The organism is Dietzia papillomatosis NBRC 105045, assembly GCF_001570845.1.
GTDB lineage: Bacteria > Actinomycetota > Actinomycetes > Mycobacteriales > Mycobacteriaceae > Dietzia > Dietzia cinnamea.
The window spans coordinates 29,601-48,084 of record NZ_BCSL01000029.1 but is presented as its reverse complement, the minus strand read 5'-3'; the positions used below and the strand labels follow the sequence as shown (position 1 = coordinate 48,084).

The 18,484-nt window shown below is 71.9% G+C and carries 10 protein-coding genes and 1 pseudogene; all 11 read left to right on the top strand.

The features are described 5' to 3' along the window. Positions 1–251: 251 nt before the first annotated feature. The 11 genes and pseudogenes from DPA01S_RS11185 (at position 252) to pks13 (ending at position 18,449) form a co-directional block, all read left to right on the top strand. A complete protein-coding gene (locus tag DPA01S_RS11185; RefSeq protein WP_061916275.1) occupies positions 252–2,252 on the top strand; it encodes a glycosyltransferase in 2,001 nt (666 codons plus the stop codon). Further along, on the top strand, positions 2,245–2,862 hold the full coding sequence (locus tag DPA01S_RS11180; protein WP_061916272.1) for a phosphatase PAP2 family protein: 618 nt from the start codon (positions 2,245–2,247) through the stop codon (positions 2,860–2,862). The genes DPA01S_RS11185 and DPA01S_RS11180 overlap by 8 nt, the downstream gene beginning before the upstream one ends. After that, complete coding sequence (locus DPA01S_RS11175; RefSeq protein WP_061916269.1) at positions 2,859–3,896, top strand: decaprenyl-phosphate phosphoribosyltransferase; 1,038 nt, start codon at positions 2,859–2,861, stop codon at positions 3,894–3,896. The genes DPA01S_RS11180 and DPA01S_RS11175 overlap by 4 nt, the downstream gene beginning before the upstream one ends. A 16-nt stretch (positions 3,897–3,912) precedes the next feature. After that, positions 3,913–5,994 carry an arabinofuranosyltransferase AftB family protein gene (locus DPA01S_RS11170; RefSeq protein WP_083324402.1) on the top strand — a complete coding sequence of 694 codons (2,082 nt, stop codon included), beginning with the start codon at positions 3,913–3,915 and terminating at the stop codon, positions 5,992–5,994. A gap of 194 nt (positions 5,995–6,188) precedes the next feature. Continuing rightward, positions 6,189–7,313 (top strand): alpha/beta hydrolase, encoded by a 1,125-nt coding sequence (locus DPA01S_RS11165; protein ID WP_061916266.1) that lies wholly within the window; start codon positions 6,189–6,191, stop codon positions 7,311–7,313. Between the two features lie 241 nt (positions 7,314–7,554). Continuing rightward, a pseudogene (locus DPA01S_RS17675) lies at positions 7,555–8,616 on the top strand (alpha/beta hydrolase); the annotation flags it as partial. Between the two features lie 129 nt (positions 8,617–8,745). Then, positions 8,746–9,516, top strand: coding sequence for an LGFP repeat-containing protein (locus tag DPA01S_RS17670; protein ID WP_371441673.1), 771 nt, complete (start codon positions 8,746–8,748; stop codon positions 9,514–9,516). Continuing rightward, positions 9,513–10,004 carry a DUF732 domain-containing protein gene (locus tag DPA01S_RS11155; protein ID WP_061227883.1) on the top strand — a complete coding sequence of 164 codons (492 nt, stop codon included), beginning with the start codon at positions 9,513–9,515 and terminating at the stop codon, positions 10,002–10,004. The genes DPA01S_RS17670 and DPA01S_RS11155 overlap by 4 nt, the downstream gene beginning before the upstream one ends. A gap of 191 nt (positions 10,005–10,195) precedes the next feature. Continuing rightward, positions 10,196–11,161 (top strand): cutinase family protein, encoded by a 966-nt coding sequence (locus DPA01S_RS11150; protein ID WP_061227884.1) that lies wholly within the window; start codon positions 10,196–10,198, stop codon positions 11,159–11,161. 174 nt (positions 11,162–11,335) lie between these two features. Next, positions 11,336–13,282 carry a long-chain-fatty-acid--AMP ligase FadD32 gene (gene fadD32, locus DPA01S_RS11145; RefSeq protein WP_061227885.1) on the top strand — a complete coding sequence of 649 codons (1,947 nt, stop codon included), beginning with the start codon at positions 11,336–11,338 and terminating at the stop codon, positions 13,280–13,282. A gap of 85 nt (positions 13,283–13,367) precedes the next feature. After that, positions 13,368–18,449, top strand: a complete 5,082-nt coding sequence (pks13, locus tag DPA01S_RS11140; RefSeq protein WP_061916264.1) for a polyketide synthase Pks13 — start codon at positions 13,368–13,370, stop codon at positions 18,447–18,449. Positions 18,450–18,484 lie beyond the last annotated feature (35 nt).

Sequence of the window (18,484 nt, the reverse complement as noted above, 5' to 3'; positions counted from 1 at the left end):
ACCCATGCTCCTAGGTGGTGAGCCCGTCCGGGTGGGCGCCCGCATAGGCGCCGGGGTGGGCCTCCGCGGGCGCGCGCGGGTGGGCCCCGCGCGTGGTGGGCGGGGTGCGTCGGCCCCGACGGGTACGATCGACCCGGCTTTCGTCCCGCGGCCGCGCCTCCCCGGCGGCGGCGCAGCGGGCGCGGAGGTGCGACAGGGCACAGCAATGTGGACGAGGGCGGCCCCGGCCGTCGGGACGGGGACACGCACACATGGAACATCACGGCCACCACGAGTTGGTCGACGAGGTCGAGCGATCGGTCGCCGCGCTCGCCGATCCACGTGGCCGGGAATGCCTCCAGCGGATCATTCTTCCGCGGGCCGGCGAGCCGCTCGACGTGCGCGCGCTCTACCTCGACGAGGCCCCCACCAACTCCCGCCGCGCCCACTCGTCCACCCGGACGTCGCTCGGCATCGGCGCCGACTCCGAGGTCTCCTTCGCCACCTACTTCAACGCGTTCGCCGCGGCCTACTGGCGCCGGTGGACGGTCCTGGACGAGGTCGTCCTGCGGCTGACCGTCCGGGGCGCCGGCCGCGTCGACCTGTACCGCTCGAAGATCGACGGCTCCCGGATCGCGATCACCGGCGACGTCGTCGGCGAGCCGGGTCAGGCCGGGCAGGTCACCACGGTCGAGTTCGTGTGCGACCTCGGTCCGTTCGAGGACGGCGGCTGGATCTGGTTCGACCTCACCTCCGACACGGACGTCGAGCTGCTCTCGGGCGGCTGGTACTCCGCCGTCGACGCCCCGGCCACGCGCCCCGACGCCGGCCCGGACGGCCGACCCGACCCGGCCGTGCAGGTGCCCAACGACCGCCGCGTGACCGTCGGGATTCCCACGTTCAACCGGCCCGGTGACGCGGTGGCCGCGCTGCGCGCGCTGACGTCCGACCCCGAGGTCGACGCGGTGATCGACGCGGTCCTCATGCCGGACCAGGGCGACAGGAAGGTCCGCGACGAGCCCGGCTTCGCGGATGCGGCGGAGTTCCTCGGCGACCGGCTGCACATCTTCGACCAGCCGAACCTCGGCGGGTCGGGCGGCTACAGCCGCATCATGTACGAGGCGCGCAGGCTGACGGACTCGCCGTACATCCTGTATATGGACGACGACATCGAGATCGAACCCGACTCGATCCTGCGGGCGCTGGCGTTCGGGCGTTTCGCCACCGTCCCGATGCTGGTCGGCGGGCAGATGCTCAACCTGCAGGAGCGCAGCCACCTGCACACGATGGGCGAGGTGGTGGGCGCTCACGACTTCATGTGGACCGCCGCCCCGCACGCGGACTACGACTACGACTTCTCCACGTACCAGCTCACGGACCGCGACAACCCCAAGCCGCTGCACCGCCGCATCGACGTGGACTACAACGGCTGGTGGATGTGCCTCATCCCGCGCGTCGTGGCAGAGAAGATCGGCCAACCGCTGCCGCTGTTCATCAAGTGGGACGACGCGGAGTACGGCCTGCGCGCGCGACGCGCCGGCCACCCGACGGTCACCATGCCCGGTGTGGCGATCTGGCACATGGCGTGGTCGGACAAGGACGACGCGATCGACTGGCAGGCCTACTTCCACCTGCGTAACCGCCTCGTGGTGGCCTCGCTCTACCACGACGGCGACCACAAGGGGATCATGCAGTCCAGCCTCAAGGCGCTGGTCAAGCACCTGGTCTGCCTCGAGTACTCGACGGTGGCCATCCAGATCGAGGCGATCCGCGACTTCCTCCGCGGCCCCGAGGCCCTGTACGAGTTGTTGCCCACCGCGCTGCCCAAGGTGCGGGCCATGCGCGCGGAGTTCCCGGACGCCGTGGTCATCCCGTCGGCCGTCGACCTGCCCGCGCCGTCGGGCGGCCCGGCCGGGATCCACTCCGAGCCCCGCGGCCCGGTCCGCAAGGCCGTCGCGCTGGCCAGGGGTCTCGCGCACACCCTGAGCAAGGACGACAAGCGTCACCACGAGGTGCCGCAGGCGAACTTCCCGCCGATCGAGGCGCGCTGGTACTCGCTCAGCCGGGTCGACGGCGCCACGGTCACCACCGCCGACGGCCGCGGGGTGGTCTACCGCAAGCGCGACCGCGAGCTGGCCGCCGCGCTGTTCAAGGAGTCGGCGGCGCTGCACCGCGAGCTGTACCGGCGGTTCCCCGAGATGCGGCGCCGCTACCGCGAGGCCCACACCGAACTCGTGACCAAGGAGGCCTGGAGCCGTGTCTTCGATGCCTGATCCCGTGGGTTCGGTCGAGATCCCCGTACCCACCGGCGAGGTCCGGCTCCTGGCTGGGGTGCAGAAGCGCCTGCTCGCGGTGCCCGGGTCGCGTCAGGCGGCCGTGACGCTGTCGCACGTCGGCGAGCACGCCCTCGGTTGGATGGCGATCGCGGCGGCCGGGATGGCCGTCGATCCCGCCCGCCGGGGTCGCTGGGCGATGGTGGGCGTCGGCAGCTTCGGCGCCCACGCCACGTCCGTCGTCGTCAAGCGCGTCGTGCGTCGGCGCCGGCCGGACCACCCGTCCGTCGCCGTGGGGGTGGGCACCCCCTCCAAACTGAGCTTCCCCTCGTCCCACGCCACCTCGACGACCGCGTTCGCCCTGCTCGCGGGGGCGGTGACCGGGGTGCCCGTCGCGCCGGCGCTCGTGCCGGTGATGCTGGCGTCCAGGTTGGTGCTCGGAGTCCATTACCCTTCGGATGTGGTCGCCGGTGCCGCCGTCGGTGCGGGCTGTGCCGCCCTCACCCGCGCGGTCTGGCCCTCGGACGCGGTCCAGCAGGTCCTGCCCGGGGCACTGCGCGACGGCGCGGCGGGCCCGCGCGCCACCCAGATTCCCGAGGAGAAGCGATGACCGATCAGACCGGAGTGCCGGCCGCCCGGGGCGGGACGGAACACCATCTCCTGGGCGCCGAACCGCACACGGCCAACGAGATCGACGACATCGAGGAGGCCGCCGAGGAGTCCGGGGGCGCGCCCCCGAAGAACCTGCTCGACGGGATGGTCAAGGCCCTCCGGCCGCGGCAGTGGGTCAAGAACGTCCTCGTCATCGCGGCGCCCGCCGCGGCGGGGTCGCAGACGCTCACCGACGGCAGCGTCCTGTTCTCGGTCTTCATCGCGTTCGTGGCGTTCTGCATGGCCGCCTCGAGCGTGTACCTCATCAACGACGCGATGGACGTCGAGGCCGACCGCGCCCACCCGACCAAGCGTTTCCGGCCCATCGCGGCCGGCGTGCTGCCCGTCGGCCTCGCCTACGCGATGGCGGTGGTGCTCATCGTCGCCGCGCTCGTCATCTCCGTGCTGTTCGCGCACCCGGCCCTGGCGATCGTCGTGGCCGTGTACATCGTGCTGCAGCTCATGTACTGCTTCGGGCTCAAGCACCAGCCGGTGCTCGACATCGCGTTCGTCTCGTCCGGCTTCCTGCTGCGCGCGGTCGCCGGCGGTGCGGCCGCCGAGGTCGAGATCTCGCAGTGGTTCCTGCTCGTCATGGCGTTCGGTTCGCTGTTCATGGCGGCGGGCAAGCGGTACGCGGAGCTGAGCCTGCACCTGAAGACGGGCGCGAAGATCCGCAAGGCGCTGGAGAGCTACACCCCCACCTACCTGCGGTTCGTGTGGACGCTCTCGGCCACCGTGCTCGTGCTCTGCTACGCCCTGTGGGCGTACGACCGGGGCTCGGACCCCAGCCAGCCGGCCGGCGCGGCGATCTGGCTTCAGATCTCGATCGTGCCGTTCACCATCGCGGTCCTGCGCTACGCGGTCGACGTCGACGCCGCGCAGGCGGGCGAGCCCGAGGACATCGCGCTGGGCGACCGGGTCCTGCAGGTCCTCGCCGCGCTGTGGGTCCTGACCGTGGTGATCGGGGTCTACATCGTCCCGTCGCTGGCGTGATCCCGGCGGACGCACGATGTCGGAGGTGACGGCGGAGAGCCGTGGCGGTCGCCGAGTCTCGGCGCGCGACGTGGTCGGACGCGGTCGGGGCGACGCGGTTTTCTGGTCCGGGCTCGCCGTGGTGGTGGCGATCTTCTTCGCCGGCGCATGGCAGCGGCGGTGGATCGCCGACGACGGTCTCATCGTGCTGCGGACGGTCCGCAACCTCGTGGCCGGCAACGGCCCGGTGTTCAACGCGGGGGAGCGGGTCGAGTCCAACACCTCCACGTTGTGGACCTATCTCATCTACGGCACCCATGAGGTCGTCGGCTACCGCCTCGAGCTGGTCTCGCTGGGCCTGGCGCTCACGCTGAGCATGCTGGCGGTGGCGTGCGCGATGCTGGGCGCCCGCGTCATGTACCGCGGGACCCGACGCGCCCCGGCGGGCGGGCCGATGCTGCTCCTGCCGTTCGGCGTCCTCGTCTATGTCATGCTGCCGCCGGCCCGCGACTTCGCCAGTTCCGGACTCGAGACCGGGCTGGTGATCTGCTGGATCGGCGTCATGTGGCTGGGCCTGCAGCTCTGGGCCCGGTCCCCGCATCGCGAGGGCCGCTTCGGCCTGCCCGCGCCGGGGACGGCGGCGATCGCGTTCATCGCCGGCCTCGGGCCCCTCGTGCGGCCCGAGATGGCGCTGGCGGCGGCGGTGTTCCTCGCGATGATGGCGGCGTCCCGCCAGTCGTGGCGGCACCTGGGTTGGCTCGTGGTCATCGCGGGCACGGTGCCGGTCGTCTACCAGCTCTGGCGGATGTCCTACTACGCGCTGCCGTACCCGCTCACGGCCGTGGCCAAGGACGCCGGCGGGGCGAAGTGGGACAAGGGCGCCGAGTACCTGTGGGATCTGCTCGCGCCGTACGTGCTGCTGCTGCCGCTCGTCGCCGTCCTCGTCGCGGGCCTCGTGGCCCTGTGGGCCCGCACGGCCCCACGTCGCACGGCCGGTGCGTCGTCCGGACCTCCGCTACTCCGACTCGGGATCCGCTCCCTTCACAGGGGTAGCGAATCCGGTCCGGCGGTAGCGGATTCCGGGTCAGGAGAGGGTGACGACGACGAGGGCGGCCGGCTGCTCCGCCTGCGGGGGCGGGTCCGCTCCACCCCGGTCGTCACGGTCGCGTTCCTCGTCGTGGCCCTGGTGATGCTGCTGTACGTCACCCGCGTCGGCGGTGACTTCATGCACGGCCGCGTGCTGCTGCCGTCCCTGTTCCTGATTCTCCTGCCCGTCGCGGTGGTGCCCCTGCCCGTAGGGCCCGCCCGCGGGTCCGCGGACGCCTCCGTGCGGCGGGTGGCGGTACCCGTGACCGCGGCCGCGTGGCTCGTCGTCATCGGATGGGCGGTCACCGTCCAGGTCGTCGAGGACCCCTTCCGCGAGGAGCCGGAGTCCATCACGTCGGCCGGCATCGTCGACGAGCGGCAGTTCTACATCCAGCGCACGGGGCACAGACACCCGCTCCTCGCCGACGACTACCTCGACTTCCCGCGCATGCGCGCGCTCGTGCGCGACGTCTCCCGCAACGAGACGGGGGCGGTGTTCCTGCCGGTGCCGGGTTTTCAGGACCGCTGGGACGTCGTCGCCTACGACCACCCGATGCCCGGGTTGGCGCCGTTCGAACTGCCCGAGGACCCCGTCAAGACCGTCGTGTTCCTCAACCTGGGCATGACCAGCATGAACCTGCCCCTCGACGTGGGCGTGTACGACACGGTCGGCCTGGCCTCGCCGCTCGCCGCGCACACGGATCGGATGGAGGACGGGCGGATCGGGCACGACAAGTTCTTGCCGTACGACTGGGTGCTCGCGCAGAGGCAGGTGATCGAGAACCCGGTCAACTTCCCGCGGTGGATCGACGTCAACTGGGTCAACCAGGCCGAGGTGGCGCTCCAGTGTCCGGCGACGCAGGCGCTGATCGAGTCGTACTCCGCCCCGTTGACCCCCGAGCGGCGATGGTCCAACCTGGTGAACGCATTCTCATTCGCCGAGTACCGGATCAACAGAATCCCTGCTTACGAGGTGCAGAGGTGCGGCTTACCGATGCCTGAGGAGGTGGAGAAGTATCAGGGCACTCGGTAGGGTGGCGCTCGCTGTTGTCTCGAAACGGTAACAGTCAGGGGTCGAATCGGTCCCCGACCTGTAACACCTGTCCCAAAATGCGCGACAGTATCGATGACCTCGATGTCGCAGTTCCGGTCCTTCCCTGGTGGGGCCGGTCCGATGAACGTCACCGATGCCCTGCGGGCACCAGGAACGAACAAAGGAACCAACGAATGTCCCACTCCACCCTCCGGCGCCGGTTCGCCGCCGGGCTCACCGCTCTGGCGACGGCCGCAGGGCTCCTCGTCGGCGCCCCGGCACTGGCCGGCGCCCAGGCGACCGAGCAGGGTTCCTCTGCCAGTCTCGGGTCCGCCGGCTCGGCTGCCCCGCCGCCGGCCGCCCCCGCGTTCCGGCCCGCCGGCGGCAACGAGAACCCGGTCGGTTTCCGCCATTGGCTGCGGCCGGGCTGCGAGTGGGATCCCGTCGCGTCCTGGGTCCAGCTCTGCCACGTGTGGTCCCCGGCGATGAACCGGCACATCAAGGTGCAGGTCCAGCCCGCGCGCTTCGGCGGCAACGCCGGTCTCTATCTGCTCGACGGACTGCGGGCGCGTGACGACTGGAACGCGTGGACCCACGACGCCCAGGCGCAGCGCATCTTCCTGCAGGACAACATCACCCTGGTCATGCCCGTCGGCGGCCAGGTGTCCTTCTACTCCGACTGGCAGCGGCCCATCAACCTGGGCGGCAACCTGCTGGAGTACAAGTACGAGACGTTCCTGACCCGCGAGCTGCCGAACTACCTGGCGGACCACTTCGGCGTGCGGCGCGACAACAACGCGATCGCCGGTCTGTCGATGGGCGGCTCCGCCGCCGCGACGCTCGCGGCCAACCACCCGAACCAGTTCAAGCAGGTGTCGGTCTTCTCCGGCTACATGAACCCGACCGCCCCGGGCATGTACACCATGATCCCGCTGGCGATGTTCGACCAGTGCAAGTGCGACCCGTTCGCCATGTGGGGCCTGCCCGGCGCGCCGGCGTGGGGTCGCAACGACCCGCTGCTCAACGCCGACAAGCTGCGAGGCATCCCGATGTACGTCACCGCCGGCTCCGGGATCCCGGGCCAGTACGATCAGCCCTCGAGCCTGCAGGCCGTGTTCAACACGTTCAACGGCATCATCCTCGAGGGCCTGTCCCGCGGCTCGACCCTTGCGTTCCAGAACACGATGAACGCGGCCCCGAACAAGGCCGTCTTCGAGTACCGCACCACGGGCATCCACGGGTGGGGCTACTGGAACGACGACCTCATCGCGGCGCGCTCGGCGCAGATCCTGAACGTGATGGACGCCCACGCGTGGTGATCACACCGAGTTAGCCGACGAATCGGACTCCCATCAGCGAGTCCTCACCCGTCACACCGGGGCCCCGCGCGTAGATTCTGTGCGGGGCCCCGGTCGCATCTGACCACCGGGTTCGGCCGCGGGAGGGGAACCCGCGGGCGCGCCGCGGACCCGGGCCCCCTATACGGGTGACGCGGGCCGGGTGCGACGCGCGCCCACCAGACGATCCGGCGAGACGACGCGGCAAGAAAGAGAACAACACATGGCGACCCCCAGCGCACACGCGAGCCCCCGTTCCCGGTGGGCGTCCCTCCTCGCGGCTCCCCTCGTGGTGTCGGTGGTGGGGTCGGGCCTCGTCCTGCCGCCCGTCGCCGCGGCGCAGGAGACCCCGACCCGTCCGACCCCGGCGCAGAGCAGCCCCGCGCAGACCGCTCAGCCGCGGTCGACGACCGCCGCGCCCGACCCGGCGGGCGCGCCCGACGCGCCGAGCCTGCGCGTGCCCGCGGCGCCACCCTCCGGCGTGCGACTGGACAAGGTCGAGTGGAAGTCGGCCAACCGTGTGGCCCTGTGGGTGCAGTCGCCGGCCATGGAGCAGGCGGTGCAGGTGCAGCTCCTGCTCCCCGCCCAGTGGAACGCCGACCCCGGCCGCACCTACCCGTCCCTGCTGCTGCTCGACGGGCTCCGGGCCCGCGATGACGCGAGCGGCTGGACTCTCGAGACCAAGGTCTCCCAGTTCTTCGACGCCAAGAACGCGATCGTCATCCTGCCGGTGGGCGGCCAGTCGAGCTTCTACACCGACTGGGTCTCCGACGCCAAGGGTTCGGCCTACCAGTGGGAGACGTTCCTCATGCAGGAGCTGCCCCCGCTGCTGGCGCGGGACTGGCGGGTCGGCGACAAGCACGGCGTGGCCGGGCTGTCCATGGGCGGCACGGCTGCCATGATGCTCGCGCAGCGCTACCCCGAGCACTTCCAGTTCGCGGCCAGTTACTCGGGCTTCCTCGACACCACCAGCTTCGGCATGCCCGAGGCCATCAAGGTGGCCATGCAGGACGCCGGCGGCTACCCGGCCGAGAACATGTGGGGTCCGCTCGGCTCGGACCGGTGGCAGGAGCAGGACCCCAAACTCCACACCGAGAAGATGCGCGGGCAGAGCGTCTACGTCTCCGCGGGCAGCGGTAACACCGGCCCATGGGACCAGCCGTCCGGCCTACCGGACATCCCGACCAACTTCCCCGGGTACGGGCTCGAGCTCCTCTCGCGGATGACCACCCAGACCTTCGTCAACAAGGCGCGCGCCGAGGGGGTCGAGGTCACCGCGAACTTCCGCCCGTCCGGTACCCACACGTGGCCGTACTGGCAGTTCGAGATGACCCAGGCGTGGCCGCAGTTCGCCACCGCGGTGGGCATCGAGAACGTCGAGAAGCCGTGCGCGGCGGCGGGCGAGATCGCCCGCGTGGCCGAGCGGCAGCCCGGACTCGGGCCGTGCCTCACCGGCGAGTACGACGTCCGGGGCGGCAAGGCCACCGACTTCCGCTTCGGCCGCGTGTTCTGGTCGCAGGCCACGGGGGCGCACTCCGTCCTCGGGGCGATCGGCGCCGCCTACCAGGCCGAGGGCGGACCCGACGGCGTGCTCGGGCTGCCGACGTCCGGGGAGACGACCACCCCGGACGGGCGCGGCCGGTTCTCCACCTTCCAGAACGGCGTCATCTACTGGTCGCCCTCCACCGGCGCGCACGCGGTCCGCGGCGGCATCCGGGCGATGTGGCAGGAGCGCGGCGCGGAGCGCGGCGACCTCGGGTACCCGACCACCGACGAGATCACCAACCCCAACAAGCCGGGCGTCGTCCAGGGCTTCCAGGGCGGGACGGTCTACTGGTCGGAGGAGACGGGTCCGAAGGTCGTCGAGGGGGACATCCTCAAGGCCTACCGCGAGGCCGGGGCGGAGAACTCCGAGCTCGGCTACCCCGTGACCGACGAGATCGCCCTCGACACCCGACGCGGCGCGTTCAGCCGGTTCCAGGGCGGCGCGATCTACTGGTCGCCGCGCACCGGCGCCCACGTCGTCCCCCGCGGCCCGGTGTTCGACGCCTGGGGCACGGTCGACTACGAGCGCGGTCGGCTCGGCTACCCGACCGGCCCGCTGCGCAACACCTCCGGCGGCCAGGTGATGGAGTTCGAGGGCGGTCGGATCACCGTGTCCGGTGGCCGGGCGGAGATCTCGTGAGGTCCCGTGCGCTCTCGCTCGGCGCCGCGCTGCTCGTCGCCGGAGGGATGCTCACCGCGTGCGGGGGAGGGGACTCGACGGTCTCCGGCGTGCCGGACTCCGAGACGCTCGCCCCGCCGCCGGGCGGCGGCTCCGCCGGCGCCTCCCGTGTCCCGGCGACGGAGGACTCCGGCCGGTACACGGAGGCGCCGGCCCCCGTCCCCCCGGATGCGCCGGGGTACACCGCGCCGGCCATCGGTGCGCGCGAGCGCGGCTACCTCTCCGCACTGGAGAAGGAGGGCATCGAGACCGCCGACCTGTCGGATTCGCTCGTCGCCGCCGGCAACACCATCTGCCGCATCCGCACCACCGGCGGAGCCGCGGACGAGACCACGACGATCGCCGACGCGGTGGCCGGTCAGATCTCGGCGGGCGGCTACTCCGACCGTGAGGTCGACGAACTGTCCCGGGTCGTCGTGGACGCCTCGGCCGGGCAACTCTGCCCGTAGCGGCCCGCCCAGTGCACTGCCGCCCGCGCGGCTCGAACAGCACGACGGCGGTCGTCGGCGGGCGGCGGCCGCTCCGGGTGAGCCCGGACACCTCGCCCGGCACCTGAGGAACCCGCGCGGACCGCGGGGCGTTGAACCGGTCGTCGGCCACACGCCACAGTCGTGTGGGAGGTCGGGAAGGAGTTCGTATCGTGGCTCGCGGAACGCGTCGTGGGGGAGGCCGCCGTCTCGGCTGCTCGCTGGGGGCGCTCGTCGTGATCGTCCTGCTCGTGCTCGGCATCGGGTGGTGGCTCGGCAACCGGGGGTTGCCGACCGGCCCCGACGGCCCGCTGCCCGGCCCGGACGAGACCGAGCAGACCCAGCCCGCCGACTGCCCGGACGTCGAGATGATCGCCGTGCCGGGGACATGGGAGAGCAGCCCCACCGACGATCCGCACAATCCGGGTTTCCTGCCCAACGCGCTTCTGCGGACGATCACGGACCCGCTGAGCCGGCAGTACCCGGACGAGCGCCTCGAGGTGTTCACCGTCCCCTACGTGGCGCAGTTCCGGAACCCGCAGCAGCCGAACCAGGTCACCTACGACCAGAGCCGGGCGGAGGGCACCGAGCGTGCCCGCGCCGAGCTCGCGGCCACACACGAGCACTGCCCCCTCACCTCGTTCGTCCTCCTGGGTTTCTCCCAGGGCGCGGTGATCGCCGGCGACCTGACGAGCGAGATCGGTAACGGCAACGGTCCCGTTCCCGCCGACCGGATGCTCGGTTCCGTCCTCATCGCGGACGGCCGCCGCCTGCCGGGGCAGGGCCAGTCGCCGGGGCTGTCCCCCGGCAACGGCCAGGGGATGGAGATCGCCCTGCAGCCGGCCACCGGCCTGACCCAGCTCATCGCGGGTGCCACCATGACCGGGCCACGCCCGGGCGGGTTCGGCGAACTGGACGACCGCACGGCCCAGATCTGCGACTCGCGCGACCTGATCTGCAACGCCCCGCTCAACGTCGTCGACGGTGCCGCCCGGTTCCAGGAGTTCGTCGCCAACAACGCGATCCACGCCATGTACGCCACGAACCCGGACGTCATCGCCGGGACCACCGTCCCCGAGTGGACGATCGGCCACGTCAGCGAGCTCGTCGACGCCGCTCCGGAGATCGCCCACGAGTGACCGTCACGCCCTGCTCCCGGCGCCCGCGGGGCGACACGCCTGGCGAAGCGACGATTCGGAGTTCGGATGTGCCCTGAGGCACGCTGTAGGATCGACAAAGCTTGTCGTCAGTGCACCCGGCATATCCGTGGTCGACGACGTCGACCAACGTAGGACGGATCGGAACGGAGCAACGTGGAGTTCGAGCAGTATCACGACGCCGGAGGGGCGATCGTCATCCCTGATCGCACCACCCTTGTCGACTTCGTCGAAGCCAACGTCTCCGCCGCGCGCCAGGACCCCGCCCATGACGGGCTGGTCTACCGCTACATCGACTACTCGACCTCCCGTGACGGTGAGGTGCACGAGCTGTCGTGGACGCGGTTCGGCGAGCGGCTCTACGCCATCGCGGCCCGCCTGCAGCAGGTCGCGAAGCCGGGGGACCGCGTGGCCATCCTCGCCCCGCAGGGCCTGGACTACATCGTGTCGTTCTTCGCCGCGATCCAGGCCGGACTCATCGCCGTGCCACTGTTCGACCCGGATGAGCCGGGCCACCACGACCGCCTCCACGCGGTCCTGGGCGACTGCGCACCGGCGGTCATCCTCACCTCGACCGAATCCGCTGCCGGGGTCCGGAAGCTCTTCCGAGAGCTGCCCGCCCGCGAGCGTCCGCGCACCGTCGCCGTCGACGCCATCCCCGACGAGCTCGGCTCCGGCTGGTCCCGACCGGACCTCGGCGCCGACGACATCGCCTACCTGCAGTACACCTCGGGCTCGACCCGGGTGCCCGCCGGAGTCGAGATCACGCACCGCAACGTGGTCACCAACGTCATGCAACTCTTCGACAGCCTGGGTCTGACCCGCGCCTCGCGCGGCGTCACCTGGCTGCCGCTGTTCCACGACATGGGCCTGCTGACGGTCATCCTGCCCGCGATGGGCGGGGCCACCATCACGGTGATGAGCCCCCGCGCGTTCGTGCAGCGGCCCGGCCGGTGGGTCTCCCAGCTCGGCGCCGCGAGCGGCGGCGACGGGGTGTTCGCCGCCGCCCCCAACTTCGCGTTCGAGCACGCCGCCCGCCGCGGCCTGCCCAGGGAGGGCGAGACCCTCGACCTGTCCGGCGTGACGAGCATCATCAACGGTTCGGAGCCCGTCACCCCGGCGTCGATGCGGGCATTCAACGAGGCGTTCGCCCCCTACGGGCTCGCGCCCACCGTGATCAAGCCGTCCTACGGCATGGCCGAGGCGACCCTGTTCGTGTCCTCGCCGCGCCGAGATGACGAGGCGATCGTCATCCATGTGGACCGGACGGATCTCAACCGGGGCGTCATGACCGTCCTCGAGCCGTCGCAGGTGGAGGGCAACGAGGACGCCATCCCCCAGGTCGCGTGCGGGTACGTCGCCCCCAGCCAGTGGGCCACGATCGTCGAGGCGAACATCGACGAGGCCACGGGAGAGCACGACGGCACCGGCCGCGAACTCCCCGAGGGCCGGGTCGGCGAGATCTGGCTGCACGGCACGAACATCGGTCGCGCCTACTGGGGGCGCCCCGAGGAGTCCGAGGCCACCTTCGGCAACCGGCTCGTCGAGCGGCTGCAGGATGGCTCCAAGACCGTCCGCGAGTTCGGGACGGTACCCGAGGACGCGCGCTGGCTGCGCACCGGCGACTACGGCGCCTACGTGGACGGTCAGCTGTACATCACCGGCCGCGTCAAGGATCTGGTGATCGTCGCGGGCCGCAACCACTACCCCCAGGACCTGGAGAACACCGCGCAGAGCGCGTCCGACGCCCTGCGGCCCGGCTTCGTCGCCGCGTTCTCCGTGCCGGCCAACCAGTTGCCGATCGAGGCGCGTAACGGTGCGGAGATCGCCGCCGATGACTCCTCGGAGACGCTGGTCGTGGTGGGTGAGCGCGCGCCCGGCGCGGGCAAGGCCGACCCCGGTCCCATCGCGGACGCGGTCCGGTCGGCGATCTCCGCGCGACACGGCGTCACCGCCCAGGACGTTCTCCTGGTTCCCGCCGGGTCCATCCCCCGCACGTCCAGCGGCAAGATCGCCCGCCGTGCCTGCAAGGCGGCGTACGTGGACGGCACCCTGCGCGGGGGCCACCAGCAGACCGCATTCCCGGACCTGCCGGCGCAGTAGCGTCCGCCGGGCCGGTTCACGGCGCACGGCGGCCCCGGCGCACGGGAACACCGGACGACACCTTCAGGAAAGGCGAGCCACGACGATGGCACAGAGCGAGATGACGGTAGTGGAGCTCCGCGAATGGATGCGGGGCTGGGTCTGCCGGGCCACCGGGCTCGACATCTCCAAGGTGACCGACGACCGCTCGCTGGAGGAGTACGGCCTGTCGTCCCGCGACGCGGTGTCCCTGTCCGCCGACCTCGAGGACCTCATCGGCCGGCCGCTGGACGCGACCGTCGCCTACCAGCACCCCACCATCGCCTCGCTCGCCGAGTACGTGGTCAACGGTCCGGTGGAGGCCGACGAGCCCACGGACCTGCACACGTTCCGCGAGCGCGGCGCGGGCATGGAGTTCGACGTGGCCGTCATCGGCCTCGCGACCCGCTTCCCCGGCGGCGCCGACAGCCCCGAGGCGACCTGGGACCTGCTGGCCTCCGGCCGTGACGCGACCAGCCCCCGACCGGACTCGCGCTGGTCGGAGTGGGCGGGCGACGCGTACGTCCAGCAGGTCCTGGCCGAGGCGCCGAACCGCGGCGGCTGGCTCGACGACACCGAGGTCAAGGACTTCGACGCCGAGTTCTTCGGCATGAGCCCCCGCGAGGCCGAGATGGTCGACCCGCAGCAGCGGCTCGCGCTCGAGCTCACCTGGGAAGCCCTCGAGAACGCCCACATCCCGGCTAGTGACCTCAAGGGCCGCGAGGTCGGCGTGTTCATGGGCTCGTCGTCCAGCGACTACCAGGTCCTGCTCACGTCGGACTCCGCCGCCGCGTCCCCGTACGCGGTCACCGGCGCCTCCAACTCGATCATCTCCAACCGGATCTCGTACACGTTCGACTTCCGCGGCCCGTCCATGACGCTGGACACCGCCTGCTCGACGTCGCTGGTCGCGATCCACGAGGCCGTCAACTCCTTGCGCCTGCACGAGTCGGACCTCGTCGTGGCCGGTGGCGTCAACATGATGCTCGCGCCCGCCGCCACCATGGGCTTCGCCAAGACCGGCGCCGCGCTCAGCCCCGACGGGCGCATCAAGGCGTTCTCCTCCGACGCCAACGGCATCTGCCGCGCCGAGGGCGGGGGCGTGTTCATCCTGAAGCGCCTGTCCGAGGCCGAACGGGACGGCGACGAGATCCTCGCCGTCATCAAGGGCTCCGCCGTGAACTCGGACGGTCGCTCCAACGGCATGACCGCCCCCAACCCCGACGCCCAGGTCTCCGTCCTGCGCCAGGCCTACGCCGACGCCGGCGTGGACCCGCGCGAGGTCGACTACATCGAGGCCCACGGCACCGGCACGATCCTCGGCGACCCCATCGAGGCCACCGCCCTGGGCCAGGTGCTCGGCCGCGGCCGCGACGCCGACCGGCCCACGCTCCTGGGCTCGGCCAAGACCAACTTCGGGCACATGGAGTCCGCCGCCGGCGCCGCCGGCCTGGCCAAGATCATCCTGGGCATGCAGCACGACGCCGTGCCGCCCACGATCAACTACGCGGGCCCCAACCCGTACATCGACTTCGACGCCGCCCGGCTCAGCGTGGTCACCGAGACCACCCCGTGGCCGCGCTACAGCGGCCGCGCGGTCGCCGGCATCTCCGGCTTCGGCTTCGGTGGCACCAACGCGCACGTCGTGGTGGCCGAGTACCGGCCGCAGCCGGCCCACGTCGTCGTCGACGCCCCGTCCGACACCTCCACCGACGCCCCGGCCGACACCGACCCGACCACGGCGACCACCGACGCCGCGACCACCACCGCGACGGCCACGGACGACGACGTCGCCCGCTGCGTGGCCGACGCCGTCGCGCGCAACGCCGACGAGCTCGCCACCACCGGCACCGCTGTTCCCGGCCCTCCGGCCACGGTGCTGGTCGTGTCCGCGTCCCTGCCGTCGCGCCGCAAGGCCACGGCCGCCCAGGTCGCGGACTGGCTCGAGGCGCAGGACGACTCGATCGACCTCGGCGCCGTCGCCCGCACCCTGGCGACGCGCAACCACGGCCGCTCGCGCGGCGCGGTCGTCGGCCACACCCGCGCCGAGCTCGTCGCCGGACTGCGCGCACTCGCCGCCGGCGACCCGGGCCCCGGCGTGTTCAGCGCCGACGCCCCCGCCGGCACGGGCGACGTGTGGGTGTTCTCCGGCTTCGGCTCCCAGCACCGCAAGATGGCCAAGGAGCTGTACCTGTCCAACCCGCTGTTCGCCTCGTGCCTGGACGCGGTGGACGAGCTCATCGACTTCGAGGCCGGCTACCGGATCGCCGAGTTGATCCTCGACGACTCCCAGACCTACGAGCTCGAGAACTCCCAGGTCGGTATCTTCGCCATCCAGGTCGCGCTCGTCGACACGCTGCGCGCGCTCGGCGCCAAGCCCGAGGCCGTCATCGGCCACTCGATGGGCGAGGTCGCCGCCGCCTACGCGACCGGTGGCCTGGGCCTCGAGGACGCGGTGCGCGTGATCACCGTGCGCTCGCGCCTCATGGGCGACGCCGAGGGGCAGGTCTCGGAGGAGGAGGCCGGCGCGATGGCGCTGGTCGAGTACTCGGCCGAGGAGATCGCGCAGATCATCGCCGACAACCCGCAGTTCGCCTCCATCGAGCCCGCCGTCTACGCCGCGCCCACCCACACCACGGTCGGCGGCCGCGCCAAGCCCGTCGCCGACTTCGTCGCGTGGGTCGAGGAGCAGGGCAAGTTCGCCCGTCAGCTGCAGGTCCGCGGTGCCGGGCACACCTCGGACGTCGACATGCTCCTCGGCGAGCTGGCCGCGGAGATCGCCGGCCTCGAGCCGCGCGAACTCACCTCCGGGCTGTTCTCCTCCGTCGACCGCGAGACCTTCTACCGCGCCGGCCACGAGCCGGTCCACGCGGAGGAGTACTGGGTCAAGGGCATGCGCCACTCGGTGTGGTTCACCCACGCCGTGCGCAAGGCCGTCGACGCCGGGTACGTCACGTTCCTCGAGCTGGCCCCCAACCCGGTGGCCGCGATGTCGGTGGCCGCCACGTGTTTCGACGCCGGTCTCATGGAGCCGAACCTCCTGCACACGCTCAAGCGCAAGGAGTCCGAGGCCGACACGCTCCTGCACGCGATCGCGCAGCTGTACGTCCACGGGCACACGATCGACATGCCGAGCGTCGTGGAGATGATCCACGGCTACGTCACCGGCCCCGACCGGTACGCGCCGGTGCCGGGCACCGCGTGGAAGCGCCGCACCCTGTGGCCCAAGGTCACCGCGGGCGGCGGGTCCGGCGACGGCCGCATGCCGGGGTCGTACGTCGCGCTGCCCGACGGCCGCCACGCGTGGCAGGTCCGCGCCGAGGTCGTGCCCAGCGTGGATGCACTGATGTCCGCCGCGGCCGCCGCGGTGATCGAGGGCGCGACCCTCACCGCCGTCGACCGGCCCGGCGTCCTGCCCGCCTCGGGGTCGGTCACCACGACCCTCACCCCGCACCCGGGTGGGGCGTCCCTGCAGGTCCACGCCCGGTCGGACGAGGAGTCCGCGTCGTTCGTGATGGTCGCCTCCGGTGCGGTCAGCGGCGGCGCGCCGATCGATCCGTCGACGGCGCCGGAGATGCCGCATTTCGAGTCGGACGAGTCCGACGCGCCGGTGGTCGGCGAGGACGACGACGACGACGAGGCCGACACCCGCTGGGACCCCGCCTCCGGCGAGTCGATCAGCGACAGGCTCGCCCGGATCGTCGGCTCCTCGATGGGGTACAGCCCCGACGACCTGCCGAGGGAGCTGGCACTGCTCGATCTCGGCCTGGATTCGCTCATGGCCGTGCGCATCAAGAACCGCGTCGAGCACGAGTTCTCCATCCCGCCGCTCGAGTTGCAGGCCATGCGTGACGCGTCGCTGAACGACGTCGCGGAGATGGTCCGGTTCGCGGTGGAGAACCCGGAGCAGGTCGGGGAGATCGCCGCGCAGCAGGCCCGCGGTGAGGGCGCCGTGGACGTGGCGGCCCTGCGCGACGGCGACGCCGCCGACGGCTCGGGTGCGGCTGACTCCGACGGCGCGGCCGGCTCCGACGGTGCGGCCCCGGCCGGCGATGCCGTGTCGGTCGCCCCGCGTGACGACACCGAGCGCATGGCGTTCGGCGCGTGGGCCGTGGTCACCGGCGCTGCGGCGCCCGGCGTGACCGGCGCGCTGCCCTCGATCGACGAGGCCACCCGCGAGGCGCTGGCCCGGCGACTGTCCGAGCGATCCGGCGGCGACATCACCGCCGATCAGCTGGCCGGCGCGTCGACGATCGCCGAGGTGGCCGATCTGCTGCGCCCGTTCACCGAGGTCGCCGTGGAGGGCAACATCCGCGTGCTGGCGCAGGGGGAGGAGGGGCGCACGCCGCTGTTCCTGTTCCACGCGGCCGGCGGATCGTCGTTCGTCTACGAGCCGCTCGTCGAGCGCCTCGGCGAGGGCACCCCGGTGTACGGCGTCGAGCGCGTCGAGGGCCCGCTGGAGGCGCGGGCCGCGACCTATCTCGACCGGATCCGCGAGCTCGCCGCGGGCCGCCCGGTCGCGCTGGGTGGCTGGTCCTTCGGCGGCGCGCTGGCCGTCGAGGTGGCCCGCCAGCTGCGGGCCGCGGGCGACGAGGTGTCGCTGGTGGTCCTGCTGGACACCGTGCAGCCGTCCGAGCCGATCCCGGACACGCTCGACGAGGCCGAGGCGCGCTGGAAGCGCTACTCGGAGTTCGCCAAGCGGACCTACGGGCTCGACGTGGAGGTGCCGCGCGACTTCCTCGCCGAGCACGGTGAGGACGGCGTGCTGGACATGTTGATGGGGGTGCTGGGCGCCGAGGCCAACGCGATGGGCGGCGGCGTGATCGAGCACCAGCGGGCCAGCTTCGTGGACAACCGCATCCTGCAGAGCGCGGACATGAGCTCGTGGGCCGGCGTCGGCGCCGAGGTGCCGTTCGTGCTGTACCGGGCCGAGCGGATGCACGACGGGGCGATCGAACTGGAGCCGCGCTACGAGCGCATCGACCCGGACGGCGGCTGGGCCGCCGTGGTGACCGATCTGGAGGTGGTCCACCTCGAGGGGGACCACCTCGCGATGGTCGACGAGCCCGTGGTCGGTACGGTCGGTAAGCATCTGGCGCGTCGGCTCACGGAGCTCGACGCGGGCGTACGGAAGGGAACGAACGCGTGACGGCCAAGACGACCGCGGAGAAGCTCGCTGAACTG